The sequence below is a fragment of the Kiloniella sp. genome, from assembly GCF_965205715.1.
GTDB lineage: Bacteria > Pseudomonadota > Alphaproteobacteria > Kiloniellales > Kiloniellaceae > Kiloniella.
Genome location: NZ_CBDBHW010000013.1, coordinates 575,951 through 589,280 on the forward strand (window position 1 = coordinate 575,951; position 13,330 = coordinate 589,280).

Consider the following 13,330-nt stretch of genomic DNA (forward strand, 5'->3'; position numbering starts at 1 on the left):
TCTATATCAACACTAGTCGAGCACGTTGGGCCAATTAGCATCGCCGCGTTTTATATTACCAGAGATGTCTCTTTCCCAACGTCGCTGGATACCTGCGCTATAGTTGAGGTAAAGTTTGTTGTTTACGATTCTCCAGGCATAGGGATCAGCTGAAGCCGTGTCCCCTTGAGCAACGGCCCAAGAACAGTATCCCCCGTATTGTGGAGCATAACTTTCAGGATTTTCTTTGAAGGTCTCGAGGTTGCCTACTGAAGCGAAATGCCAACTTGCCCCCATCCATTCGTATGCGAATTTTTCAGAACCTTCGACCGGTTTGTTCTGGGTAAAGTAGGCAACGGGGTCATAACCATCTATCGCCACCGAAGAGAAAAATCCAGTATAGATTGGGTCTTGAGCAGCATAAGACGCCGTAGGTAAAGCTGAGGCAATTGTGCCTGTCGCAAGGGTGAAAAGTAATTGTCGGCGGCTGATTAACATAGGCATCTTTCTGAATGTTGTTCCTCTAATATAAGGGGGGGTATTGTAAACTGCATATCACATTCAGTTGAGCAGTTTGTGCTCTGGAATTCCCAACGACGTCTATCATACTAAATGTACTCTCTTGATCTTTGTGGGTAGATTAAGGCATTGTCATTATTGAAATTTTCCATGTTGTTAAAGGGTAAGGCATATGCCATCTCAGCGGGCGCGTCTTCGCGAACTCGGTCTCGAAATTGGTGATTTACCAACTGGTGAACACAATGCCATCACCGATGTGTCTGGAGTGCAAGTGGGGCACAGTACCATTATTCAAGAAAGCCCAAATGTCTTGCGAACTGGCGTTACAGCAATTCTGCCTTTAGGGCGTGAGAAACTGTGGAGCCATGGAGCTTTTGCCGGCTCCAGTGTCTTTAATGGCTATGGCGAAATGACTGGACGAGGTTGGTTGGAAGAGGCGGGGCAACTGTCTTCTCCAATTTTACTTACATCCTATTATGGCATTGGTGCCGTTCACCGGGGCATCAACCAACTTTGTGATGATATCGACATCCATAGCGGGACCCATCCAATCGTCGCAGAAGCATGGGATGGGTGGTTAAGTGATCCCAATGCGTTTGCTCTTGGAACCGAGCATGTGGAACACGCTCTTGAAGGTGCGAAGGGTGGCACCGTAAGCGAAGGCTGTGTCGGTGGTGGGACAGGGATGGTTTGCCACGATTTTAAAGCCGGAATCGGGACTTCTTCACGTAAGGTCGAGATTAATGGCGAGATCTATACTGTAGGGGTTCTGGTTCAGGCGAATTACGGGGATCGGGCGGACTTTAGAGTTAATGGGTCCAATGTGGGCGTAAAAAGGCACTTCTCCGCTTTGTTGAGTAGATTTAGGATTTCAAATAGAGCATAGATTGATTATCTGGAATGGATGATTGTCTAATTTTGAGTTTGAAGTATTCGGTATCCTTGATGCCTCTGGCTCGCTTACGGATCATTCCTATACTGACATTACCAGCCTCTATCCTGGCGCTTGTGAGCTTGTGTTTGGCGTAGTTGCAGATGCCCACACAATGTTTCCGTAGGGATTTCGCGAACTTTTTTAGATAGAGCATCTGTGACTGATCTGCTATCAGGCACCAACGTTCCAGTTGCTCCGCCATCGCCTCAAATGAAGCGGCACTCCACAGCAGCTGAAGCTGTTCTTTCAAGACGTAAAGTGCATTCAGGTTGCTATTGCTCTCCAGCAACCTTTGCAGCTTGTCACTTTGTTTTTCACTCAACTTATCCGCATTTTTGAGCAACAGATAATGTGTCCCTTTCATCAACTCTTTACCACTTGGATCGGCCTTTCTGAACTCAAGTCGACGCTGATTATGGATAGCTTTGCTGTAGTTTTTCATGACGTGGAAACGGTCAAATACTATGTCGGCCAACGGCAAGGACTCTCTGACAGCCTTTTGGTAGGCAGGCCCCATATCCATCGCTACGGCCTTTATTTTGCAGGCTGTATCTGGTTGCAGTTGTTTCAAAAACCTTGAAAAAACCTCGGCAGTTCGGCCTGCTTCAACCCAGATCAGATGACCGCCAACCATATCGTAGACCACCGTCATGTAGTCATGACCTTTCGCCCGGGCAACTTCATCTACACCAATATATTCCAAGCCAGTTAGCTCTGCAGGATCAAGCGTAGGGAGAGTTTCAATAAGGTATGCCCTGTCGATATTCTTGACCGTTTCCCATCGTATATCCAAATGTCTGGAAACCGCTTGAATAGACATATGCCGACATAATCCACTGATCAGTCGGCAAAATCGGTGAGTGAAACGGCACCCTTTATCAACAAAATCACACCCCTCAATGCGGCGTTCGCCCTTGTTAATATAAACCTGCGCCAGCTCAATCTCGACCACACAAGGATACCCAAAAAGGGGGATGTCGTTTACTTGTCGGCGGACATGCTGGTTGATGCTTCCCTTCTGGCCTGTAGCAGGGTCTATAGCCCTCCTACGCGCGTCTCGGCTGCAGTGAATGACAATCTTAACACCGCCGTCATCCAGTTTAATTTCATTTACACGTTGCCCTTTGAGGCCTAAAATATGCTGCGAGATGTTGATTGTCATATACCTGCTCTATGTAAAGTTATCAGAAACCATACATATCAACAGGTTACTTGGCGGTCGGCATCTTTTTCTACTCAACAAAGCGGAGAAGAGCCCGTAAAAATTCCGGGTTCAGAGGTACCTGTTCCTGATCGAAAAGCTGTACCTCACACGGAAGACGGCTCGATCATTATCGTGGTTGCAACCGATGCACCTTTGCTTTCGAAACAATGCGATCGCCTCGCGAGAAGAGCTGTGCTCGGGCTGGGCCGTACAGGAGGTTTCGGCCACAATGGCAGTGGTGATTATTCGATCGCTTTTTCTACGGGGAATGTTCTTAATCTCCGTGACGGCGATTTGCATCAAGGTATCAAGGCGCTGCCAGAAAAAGACATCAACCCACTGTTTCATGCCGCCGTTGAAGCAACAGAAGAGGCCATTGTAAATTCGATTTGTAAGGCGACGACGACGACAGGTTACAAAGGGCGTGTTGTTTATGAGCTTCCTTTGGAGACTCTTAAATCTGTTATGGCAGCAGATTGAATGTTGGCTTAAGTATCTAAAATTGAATCTTCATTTAGAAACAACGTAACGAATGCTTCTCTAAACCGTAATAATGAGCCGTTACCGATCACACTGTAAAAAACGATATTTGATCGCGTTAGTCACAGTGTGAGGTTTTAATGTTTGCGACGCTTAGATCCCGGATTGATTTCAAACTGATAATCGTTTTGATTTCTGTTCTTATCCCCTTGATGGCTGGTTTACTATTTGCCTTTGATTTTCTCTTAAAAGAAATAATGACAAAGCAGGATGATCGAACTCAGTTGCTTCGGGAAATGAACCAAACACTGCGGGCTGAAATTTCTGAATTACAAACTCAATACTTAGCTATTGGTTCTCACTTGGAAGTTGATGCGATCAAGGAAGTTGAAAGTTGGGCGATAGCCCAGGGTGGGGTTGTGGTTGTTCACGATGGACGAGCAGGGATCAAAACCCGGTATCGAAAACGAAGCCAGCGTAGAGATTTATCCAAACGCGGAGTTTTTGTGGTTGATGACGGTGCGGGTAAATCTGCAATTTCGCTAGGGGTCTTTGATGGAAATGATTTCAAAGATCAAATTAAAGAAATCAGGTTCGATAATAAGAAATTGCCTGAGCTGAGGAAGTCCGTATCCCAAATTACGGCTGAAAATACGGGCCCAGATGCCTTGGGGCATAAGGTCGCTTCGCTCAAAGGGATATTGGCAGATGCAACTCTTGATGCGGAACGCAAGCGCATAGCCATTCTTAATTATGTTGATGTGATAAAGCAAAAAGACGAAGAGGTTCAAAGTTTTGCTAACCGAGTTTTTGCTATTAATGGTGTTCTTGGTGGGGTCGCTGTTCTCCTTATTCTCAGTGTCGTTTATGGTGTGAGCCGCGGCTTAGTGACAAAGGCACTCGTCCGTCTTCAGAGCGCAACGCGAGAAGTTGCCGACGGCGGTTCTGTTGCGTTGGCTGAAGCCGATCGCCTAGATGAAATCGGTTCGCTAGCACGAGGAATCGAGCGGTTTCAGCAAGCAAGAGATGAAGCCGATATCCTTCGCGAAGAGAATGAAAAAGAGCGACTTCGTAATCAGAAGGCGGTAGAGAACCGTTTGGCCTCTGTTGCAACTCAATTGGAAGGCGGTATGAACTCGAGCGTAAAAAGTGTGTCGGAACACGCTGATCTTTTGGTGACGATGTCCGATCAACTTCAAGATTTTGCCGCCAATACCAATACTCAGGCTGGTGAGACAATTGAACTGGCGGACATTAACGCCGACATGGCCAAGGAAATTAAAGAGCTTTCAGAGAATCTGGTTTCTTGTAGTTCTGAGATGACAACGGCTGTGGATCAGCAGATTAAGCTCACGTCTCTTGCGGGTGAGGATAGCAAAAAGGCACATAAAACCGTTGAGCACTTGTATGGAACTGCCGACCAGGTCGGGGATATCATTGAGATGATCCAAAAGATTGCCGGGCAAACACATCTCCTTGCCTTGAATGCAACGATCGAAGCTTCAAGAGCAGGTGTTGCGGGAGCAGGTTTTGCGGTTGTGGCAGAAGAAGTGAAAAAGCTATCAGGAGAAACATCAGAAGCGGCGGACGCGATCGCTGTTCGGGTTAGATCAATCCGAGATGTTTCAGAAGAAGCCGCCCAGGGGATTACCTCAATCGAGGGGCGGATTGATGAAGTTGATCAATCAATGCGTGGCCTGGTTCAGTTGTTTGATGTTCAGGTTAAAGCATACCATAGCATTGCCAGCTTTGTTGAAAACTCCGTAGACAATGCCAACAAAGTTTCCGGCAGTAGCGCTGCTATGAGAGATGCTTCGAAGACGACGGGAGATGCAACAGCGCAGTTGATGAAAACATCGGGTCGAATCAAATCCGCATTGGTTCACATGCAAGAAGAACTCATGATGATTTTAAAATCAGCATCTGCCCCTGTTTGAGGGAGAATCTTTATATTGGGGTTTATTGGTCTGTGGCAATTAGACGGAACGCTGGACGTATTCTTCGATCATGGGGTGGGCAGCCCGTTTTGAATAACCGGGGTCAGTTATTCCCTTGAGGACAAAATCTGCCGTCGTTCTGTTACAGGCAACGGGTGTTTCATAAAGAGTGGAGATTCGAATTAGGGCTTTGACATCGACATCATGTGGCTGTGGTGTCATTGGGTCGACGAGGAAGAAAAGCGCATCCAGCTCATCGTTGGAAATCAAAGCGCCGATTTGAAGATCACCACCGAGGGGACCGCTTTTGAAAGCCTGAATTTCATGCTCGGGAAGGTTTTCTGAAAGGAGGCGGCCCGTTGTTCCCGTTGCAACGATTTTGAAATCTCTTAAGGCTTCTTTGTTTTCTTCGGCCCAATCCAAAAGAACTGGCTTCATTCGATCGTGTGCCACCATTGCTATCGTGCGCTTGGAACTCTCACTCATAAACTATCTCCCTGATTTGTTTTTATAATATCGCTTTAATATTGCGCTCTGTCCAAGGGTTCTTGATGTGAAATCAACCAATCTCGTACTTTTTGTGCTTGAGGACTAAGTGGCTTGTGGCTTGGCCAGAGCACCCAGAAATCGCCACCAAAGTGAACGGGTTCGTCGTCCAATAGTTCAAGAAGGCCATGATGAACAAGGTGATCAACGAGATGCCACCAGCCCAAGGCGATGCCACCGCCTGCAAGGGCAGCCTGGATTACGAGGGCATAATCATTGAGCCGAAGCCCGTCGCCATTATCTTGCCAATCCAATTCTTTAGCTCTGAACCAGGTATTCCAGTTGGGGCGGTCTCGATAGGGCTCTTCAAGGTGGAGAAGGCGACGTTGTGAAAGCTCTAGCGGGGTTTTGGGCATGCCAAAATCGGCAAGATATTTTGGGCTTGCGACGGGATAGACCACTTCTTTTGCAATCTGTATTGCTTCATGGCCGGGCCAACTGCCATTGCCGCGTCTAATCCCTAATGGAATTTCCTCAGCAGCTGGATCAACATCTTTGTCTGTTGTTTGTAATCGAATATCTACTTCGGGGTGGTGTTGGCTAAACGACGCCAGGCGCGGGACGAGCCAATAGTTTGCAAAGGCTGTGGAACACGAAAGGGTGACATGGCTGTCAGGTTCCGATCTTGATAATTCTTGAGCGGATCTATGGATATGCCCCAAACCCATGGTGACATCATTATGAAAGCGGACACCGGCCTCGGTGAGTTGAACTGATCGATGTCCTCGATAGAACAACTGGGTATTTAAGGCGGTTTCGAGTTGCTTAATCGCATAGCTTACCGCGGCTTGGCTGACGTTCAATTCCTCTGCTGCACGAGCAAAAGACAGGTGTCTTCCCGCGGCCTCAAAAGAGAAAAGGGCTGTGGGAGATTGAATCAGAGTTTTAAGTTTTCGCATAAATATAACTTAGGCAAAGAGTAAGAATTATAAGCAGTCACAACTCTATTGCATAAGTATACCATTTGCCTATCCCATTTTTAAGAAGGATGTTGGCATCATGGTCAGGGAAAACGGAAGCGTTATTGTTGAGCGCACACAATCGTCAGCGAAACCGCGAGGCCGCGCTGCACGACGGGCAAGTCGGCAAGGGGGCGCAGAGCAGAATAAACACCTCAAGGTCCCATATATTACCCGTAATATTCCGACCTATGATTTGTTGGATGAGGAAAGCTTGATCAAAATTGAACAGGCTGCAGATACAATTCTTGCCGAACTTGGGATCGAGTTTAGAGATGATCCCGAAACAGTTGATCTATTTAAAAAGGCAGGTGGCGATGTCACTCCGATATCTGATGGTGTCTGGAATATAAAGTTTGAGCCCGGCATGATCCGGGAAATTTTAAAGACGGCTCCTGAACGCTTTACCCAGCATGCGCGTAATCCAATCAACTCTGTCGACATTGGCGGGGATGCAATGGTTTTTGCCCCTGCTTATGGGTCACCTTTTGTTATGGATATGGATCGGGGACGGCGATACGGGACTCTCGATGATTTTGAAAATTTTGTGAAACTGGCTCAATCCAGTCCTTGGCTGCATCATTCCGGCGGAACGATCTGTGAGCCGACAGATATTCCGGTGAATAAACGTCACCTTGATATGGTGTTGGCCCACATGCGCTATTCTGATCGTGCTTTTCTTGGATCGGTTACGGCTCCTGAACGTGCGGTGGACAGTATCGAAATGTGCCGCGTTCTTTTCGGATCCGAGTTTGTCGATCAGAACTGCGTTATCATGGGGAACTTCAATTCTACCTCTCCTCTGGTTTGGGACGGGATTTCGACCCAGGGAATCCGGGCCTATGCAGAGGCCGGCCAGGGATCAATTTTGTTGCCTTTCTTACTCGGCGGCGCGGTTACTCCTGTGACGATGCCTGGGGCTGTTGCGCAAGGGCTTGCCGAATCCATGATTGGTTGCGCTTTGACACAGCTTGTGCGTCCTGGCGCTCCGGCAATCCTGGCTTCGTTCTTGTCTTCACTATCGTTGCGATCTGGAAGCCCAACATTTGGAACGCCGGAACCTGCGCTTGGCAGTCTTGTCATGGGACAGTTGGCGCGACGCTTAAAACTACCATTGAGGTGTGCGGGAAATTTTCCGACTTCCAAGTTACCAGATGCCCAGGCAACTACGCAGGGGATGATGTCGATGATGTCAGCGGTCCAAGGGGGCGCGAATTATATCCTCCATTCCGCAGGTTTCCTCGATGGTCTTCTGTCCATGTCTTATGAGAAATTCATCATGGATACGGATATTTGTGGGGCTCTTCATGCTTACCTTAAGGGGCTTGAAGTCAATGACGATACTCTCGGACTTGATTCCCTACGTGAAGGCGGACCGGGGCAACATATGTTTGGATCGGCCCACACTCTTAGGCACTATGAAACGGCTTATTGGGATACCGACTTTAACGATGATCAACCCTACGAGAGCTGGTTCGAGCAAGGTGGAGATGATGCGACGACGAGGGCCAATCGAAAATGGAAACAAATTCTAGCGAATTATCAGGCTCCACATATGGACGTGGATAAAGAAGAAGCCTTGCTGGATTTTGTTGCGCGGCGCAAAGCCGAGATGAAAGACGCCTGGTATTGATTCCTGAGTCTGATGGGAGATAGTTATGAAGATTACAGATGTTAAAATAACCCATGTAAATGTTCCTTTTGATGCCCCGTTTTGGTGGACCGCTGGGCTTTACCCTGGTGCTTCAAAATCGATCATTGAAGTCTTTACCGACGAAGGCGTGGTGGGTTTGGGCGAAGCGCCCTGGTGGCATTTCGGTGAGGTGATCAAGCAAGAAATTGCACCGCTTTTGATCGGAGCAGATCCCCTGGATCTCGCGGACTGTGAATCTCGCTGTGTGCCTCCGTGGCAAATTACCGCCAACACTGGGGAAAATGCGATTACAATTGCCTTTGGCGCGCTTGAGCTTGCACTGTGGGATATTCGCGGCAAAGTCATGAATATGCCGCTATACAAAGTCCTGGGTGGGGCTGTTAGAAAAGATATTCCTTTTACGGAGTACTTTGCCTTTCGTCCCGAAAACGATGGTGCGGGTGGCGAGATGACCCCGGAAGCCATTGTCGATTATTGCCTTCAAATGAAAGAAGAGCATGGCTCTTCATATTTTGAAGGCAAGCTCATTCAGGGCGATCCTCAGCTGGAAATTCGAACTGTTAGATTGCTTCGTGAAGCTTTGGGGCCGGAGGCGATGTTACGGCTTGATTCGAACATGCAGTGGTCCCTTACGACAGCGCGTTGGGTCCTGCGTGAGCTGGAACAATACAACATTCGAAATTACGAAGACCCGGTTGCAACTTTTGAAGAAATGGCTGAGCTGCGTAAGCATTCCATCATTCCTTTTTCCACACATATACCAGATTTGCGTCGTGCTGTTGCGCTTGGGGCTCCAGATTATTTTGTCTGCAATTTTGCCGCTCTTGGTGGTATTGCCAAGACAATGAAATTTGTTGCTGCGTGTGAGGCTATGGGCAAAGGGTTTTGGTGTTACTCAAACGATCTCGGCATTATGACTGCTGCCTACTTACACGTTGTTGCCGCCACGCCTTGGATAACCGAACCATCGCAATCCTTATTCCGTTGGCAAATCGGGGATGTCATTCAAAACGGCCCCTTCCGTCAAACAAATAACACAGTACGGGTTCCAGAAGCCCCCGGCTTGGGCGTGGAGTTGGATCAAGATTCCATGGTTCGCTGGCATCAACACTTTATCGATCATGGTCCCATGAGCCATTTCAATGATCCCAATAATCCGGGGCGCTTTCGTCAGTTGCCCCTGAATTGAGCCCAGAATTAACTCTGAACTGATGCCTGTTCTCAGGCATTATTGTATCGTTACTCAAAAGACCCGGACAGAGATCAATCCCGTACCGGGCGATGAAGAAAACAGGAGAGAATAAAATGGCCAGCAATGATCCTTTGTTGCAGCCTTACAAGCTGAAGCACCTCACGATTAAAAACCGGATCATGACCACAAGCCATGAGCCTGCCTACCCTGAAGACGGGATGCCGAAAGATCGTTATCGCGCCTATCATGAAGAGCGTGCAAAAGCGGGCGTTGGATTGACCATGACAGCTGGATCCGCCGCGGTATCTCGAGATAGTCCTCCAGTGTTTAACAATGTCCTGGCCTATAAGGACGAGGTCGTTCCCTGGATGAAAAAAGTCACCGATGCCTGCCATGAGCATGGCTGTGCGGTGATGATCCAACTGACCCACCTTGGGCGGCGTACAGGCTGGAATAAGGGCGATTGGCTACCAGCAGTATCCCCTTCTCATCATCGGGAGGCTTCGCATCGCGCCTTTCCTAAAAAACTTGAAGACTGGGATATCGAGCGGATCATACGGGATTACGCTGATGCGGCCGAGCGTATGCAAGCTGCAGGTCTGGATGGTATTGAACTGGAAGCCTATGGCCATTTGATGGATCAATTTTGGTCACAACGGACCAATACACTGGACGGAGAGTACGGTGGATCTTTGGAGAACCGGATGCGGTTTTCAATGGATGTCTTACAGGCCATTCGTAAACGGGTTGGTGAAGAGTTTATTGTTGGCATTCGTTACACTGCTGATGAAGCGGATAAAGAAGGGATCTCCGAAGACGAAGGGATTGAGATTTCCAGGCGTTTAAAAAACTCCGGTCTTGTGGACTTTTTGAACGTTATTCGCGGACACATTGATACCGACCCAGGGCTAACTGATGTTATTCCCGTACAGGGAATGAAGTCAGCGCCGCACCTTGATTTTGCCGGTCGGGTGAAAGAAGCGACAGGGATGCCGACATTTCATGCTGCACGCATCCCCGATGTGGCGACAGCTCGGTATGCCGTATCTGAGGGTTTGATCGATATGGTTGGTATGACACGTGCCCATATGGCTGATCCACATATCGTCAGGAAAATTGTTGAAGGGCGCGAGCACGATATTCGTCCCTGTGTCGGCGCGACCTATTGCTTGGATCGGATCTATCAGGGCGGTGATGCGCTTTGTATTCACAATGCTGCGACGGGGCGTGAGTTAACCATGCCGCATGATATTCCACGTGCCGAAACCCAAAAGAAGGTGGTGATCGTCGGTGCAGGACCTGCCGGTCTGGAAGCCGCCCGTGTCGCTGCTGAACGGGGACATTCTGTTAAAGTCTTTGAAGCAGCGTCAGAACCCGGAGGTCAAATTCGTCTAACCGCGCAAAGCCCACGGCGATCTGAAATGATATCTATCATCGATTGGAGAATGGCTCAGTGTACAGCAAAAGATGTGGAATTTCGCTTTAATACCTGGGCTGAGGCGAGTGATATCCAGTCCGAAAGTCCAGATGTGGTGATTATTGCCACAGGTGGTTTACCCCATACCGAAGTTCTTGAATCTGGAAACGACCTCGTTGTTTCAAGTTGGGATATTATCTCAGGAGATGTGAAGCCGGGTCAGGATGTGCTGGTTTATGATGACGCCGGGGATCATGCGGGGCTTCAGGCCGCGGAAATAGTTGCAGCGACAGGGGCAAAGGTGGAAATCATGACGCCAGATCGCAGTTTTGCCCCTGAAGTCATGGCGATGAACCTCGTGCCTTATATGAGATCAATGCAGGAAAAAGACGTTACCTTTACTGTAACTTACAGGCTTAAATCCGCTTCGAAAGAGGGCAACAGGCTTTCTGCCGTAATTGGCACTGATTATAGTGATCTGAAACAAGAACGAGACTTCGATCAGATCGTGGTTAACCACGGGACGCTTCCCATGGATGATATTTATTTTGACTTAAAGCCGCAGTCATCAAACTTCGGAGAGTTAGATCAGGCTGCCTTCATCGGGGGCTTCCCCCAAGAGATTAATTCTAATCCTGATGGAAGCTTTCAATTATTTCGCATTGGAGATGCCGTCGCGGCCCGGAATACGCATGCGGCGATTTACGATGCCTTGCGATTGATGAAAGAAATCTAGGTTGAGAAGGCCCGGTCTTACACAGCCGGGTCTCTCTTTTAGGGATCAACCGTTTTATCCTGTTGCAGTTTTTCATGGATGACGGCTTGGGCTGATTCCAGATGCTTTACAAGGATTGCTCTTGCGCCATCCATATCTCTACCCACACAGGCAGCAATAAGCTGTTGGTGTTCAGAATTACTTCGGGTTTGTGACTGAGGTTCTTTCAGGCTCAAGCGAAGATAGCGTTCAGAAGAAGTGAACAAGATGGTTTGAAAGCGATAGCCAATGGTTTCTCTAGCACCTGAAAGGATAGCTTCGTGAAACTTACGATTAAGTTCGCCGAGTTCCTGCTGATTTGTGCTTTTGGTTTCTTGCTCAACAAGAGATTGAGCCTGCTGTAGATCTAAGTCACTCAGGTTGGGGATAGATAATGTGAGGAGGTGTGGCTCAATAACTTTGCGGAGTTCAAAAATTTCCATCATTTCAGTGATCGAGCCCGGGAGAACCCTTGCGCCTCTGTTACGTTCGAAACTAATGAGATTCTCACCCTCTAAAGTACGAAGTGCTTCTCTTACCGGGATTTTGCTCACCCCCATGGAATCAGCAGCGGTATCCTGACGGACGAGGCTATGAGGTGGGAGAGTACCGGAAATAATGGCCTCCCGAAGAACATTGGCGACGAACACAGGTGTTGAGACTTGTTCATTGGTAAAACGTGAAACGATATTTTTGAGGTCGTTCGTCTTGCTTAAGTCTTCGGGTTCATTCGCCATTGGCCATTTGATCTTTCAATTAAATCACTACCTTCAACTTATCGAGTATAGAGCTGCGACCCAAGATATTTCGATTTTATGCGTGGGCGGAGAGCTTCCTTTTTATCAATCCCATGCCAATGAGACACCCAAGAATAATAACTCCAGCACCTGCGGTGGTCGTCCATTGGAGGGATTCTTCGAATATCAAAAATCCAATAACGGCAGAAAAGATAATAGAGCTGTACGTTAAGGGCGTCAGGAGGACGACGTTCGCTTTTCTAAAGGCAAAGAGATTGAGAGATTGCCCAAGGATGGCTATTGGCCCCATAAGAAGCACGGGCCACCACTCCAAAAGATTACCCCATTGCCCCCATAATAATGTTGGTATTGCTAAAAGTAATGACGCCAAGGAATTTACATAGAGAAGAGTGACAGGAATAGCCTCACGTTCGCTGACGTACTTAATCACGATGATCTCTACTGCCATGCAGCAAGCAGCAAGTAAGGCAATCAATGAGGCTGGGTGGAACAAATTGCTTCCAGCTTCTCCCTGGCTACCGTAGGCGACGATGATCGCACCCGAGATACTTAGGATTACAGCGAGCCAATGACGCGGAAGAACTCGTTCGCCTAAAACAATTCCTGCTAATATAAGAACGATTGCTCCGTTTGAAAAACTGATCGTTACCACATCAACGAGAGCGATTTGCGAGGCTGCAATTACCACACAGGCAACAGATCCTATTCCAGCAATGGAGCGTCCGATGTGGAGGAACCCTAAATCACTCCGAATGGCATTACCTTGTGCTTTCCATCGAATGATCGTGGGTAAGAGGAAAATCAAACCACCAAAATAACGAATGAAAACAATCTGAAACCAAGGAAGATCAATTCCTGCCCCTTTTGGTAAGGCGAACATGCTTGAGAAAAGGAATGCGGCTAGTAGTACAGCGAGTGCGGCTTTGAGGGTGGTGTTCTCTCGTATTTGTATGTACCGCATGGTGCTGCCTTTCTATTAAATTTCTTGCCAATGGAA

12 protein-coding genes are annotated in these 13,330 nt (G+C 48.0%); 6 read left to right on the plus strand and 6 right to left on the minus strand.

Annotation, left to right across the window (positions count from 1 at the left end; genetic code table 11):
• Positions 1 to 12 precede the first annotated feature (12 nt).
• Entirely contained in the window at positions 13 to 477 is a 465-nt protein-coding gene (locus tag ACOGW3_RS14000) for a YHS domain-containing (seleno)protein (RefSeq protein WP_419904057.1), read from the minus strand.
• A gap of 193 nt (positions 478 to 670) precedes the next feature.
• On the opposite strand from ACOGW3_RS14000, the gene ACOGW3_RS14005 reads away from it, so the two are divergent.
• Complete coding sequence (locus tag ACOGW3_RS14005; RefSeq protein WP_419903541.1) at positions 671 to 1,384, plus strand: P1 family peptidase; 714 nt, start codon at positions 671 to 673, stop codon at positions 1,382 to 1,384.
• On the opposite strand, the gene ACOGW3_RS14010 is transcribed toward ACOGW3_RS14005, so the two are convergent.
• Positions 1,362 to 2,594 carry an ISL3 family transposase gene (locus tag ACOGW3_RS14010; RefSeq protein ID WP_419901077.1) on the minus strand — a complete coding sequence of 411 codons (1,233 nt, stop codon included), beginning with the start codon at positions 2,592 to 2,594 and terminating at the stop codon, positions 1,362 to 1,364. The two genes, ACOGW3_RS14005 and ACOGW3_RS14010, sit on opposite strands and share 23 nt — an antisense overlap.
• A 102-nt stretch (positions 2,595 to 2,696) precedes the next feature.
• Between ACOGW3_RS14010 and ACOGW3_RS14015 the strand changes: the two genes are divergently transcribed.
• Positions 2,697 to 3,116 carry a P1 family peptidase gene (locus tag ACOGW3_RS14015; protein WP_419904058.1) on the plus strand — a complete coding sequence of 140 codons (420 nt, stop codon included), beginning with the start codon at positions 2,697 to 2,699 and terminating at the stop codon, positions 3,114 to 3,116.
• A 140-nt stretch (positions 3,117 to 3,256) separates the two neighbouring features.
• A complete protein-coding gene (locus ACOGW3_RS14020) occupies positions 3,257 to 5,053 on the plus strand; it encodes a methyl-accepting chemotaxis protein (RefSeq protein ID WP_419903542.1) in 1,797 nt (598 codons plus the stop codon).
• Positions 5,054 to 5,092: 39 nt separating this feature from the next.
• Here ACOGW3_RS14020 and ACOGW3_RS14025 read toward each other — a convergent pair whose 3' ends face one another.
• On the minus strand, positions 5,093 to 5,539 hold the full coding sequence (locus ACOGW3_RS14025) for a methylglyoxal synthase (protein WP_419903543.1): 447 nt from the start codon (positions 5,537 to 5,539) through the stop codon (positions 5,093 to 5,095).
• A 35-nt stretch (positions 5,540 to 5,574) separates the two neighbouring features.
• Complete coding sequence (locus ACOGW3_RS14030) at positions 5,575 to 6,498, minus strand: LysR substrate-binding domain-containing protein (protein WP_419903544.1); 924 nt, start codon at positions 6,496 to 6,498, stop codon at positions 5,575 to 5,577.
• Between the two features lie 100 nt (positions 6,499 to 6,598).
• Between ACOGW3_RS14030 and ACOGW3_RS14035 the strand changes: the two genes are divergently transcribed.
• The 3 genes from ACOGW3_RS14035 (at position 6,599) to ACOGW3_RS14045 (ending at position 11,557) form a co-directional block, all read left to right on the plus strand.
• On the plus strand, positions 6,599 to 8,191 hold the full coding sequence (locus ACOGW3_RS14035; RefSeq protein ID WP_419903545.1) for a trimethylamine methyltransferase family protein: 1,593 nt from the start codon (positions 6,599 to 6,601) through the stop codon (positions 8,189 to 8,191).
• 25 nt (positions 8,192 to 8,216) lie between these two features.
• Entirely contained in the window at positions 8,217 to 9,401 is a 1,185-nt protein-coding gene (locus ACOGW3_RS14040; RefSeq protein ID WP_419903546.1) for a mandelate racemase/muconate lactonizing enzyme family protein, read from the plus strand.
• Between the two features lie 116 nt (positions 9,402 to 9,517).
• On the plus strand, positions 9,518 to 11,557 hold the full coding sequence (locus tag ACOGW3_RS14045) for an FAD-dependent oxidoreductase (RefSeq protein WP_419903547.1): 2,040 nt from the start codon (positions 9,518 to 9,520) through the stop codon (positions 11,555 to 11,557).
• A 38-nt stretch (positions 11,558 to 11,595) separates the two neighbouring features.
• Here ACOGW3_RS14045 and ACOGW3_RS14050 read toward each other — a convergent pair whose 3' ends face one another.
• Together ACOGW3_RS14050 and ACOGW3_RS14055 are read right to left on the minus strand one after the other, a co-directional pair.
• Positions 11,596 to 12,312, minus strand: a complete 717-nt coding sequence (locus tag ACOGW3_RS14050; RefSeq protein WP_419903548.1) for a GntR family transcriptional regulator — start codon at positions 12,310 to 12,312, stop codon at positions 11,596 to 11,598.
• Positions 12,313 to 12,388: 76 nt separating this feature from the next.
• Complete coding sequence (locus ACOGW3_RS14055; RefSeq protein WP_419903549.1) at positions 12,389 to 13,294, minus strand: DMT family transporter; 906 nt, start codon at positions 13,292 to 13,294, stop codon at positions 12,389 to 12,391.
• Between the last annotated feature and the right edge of the window lie 36 nt (positions 13,295 to 13,330).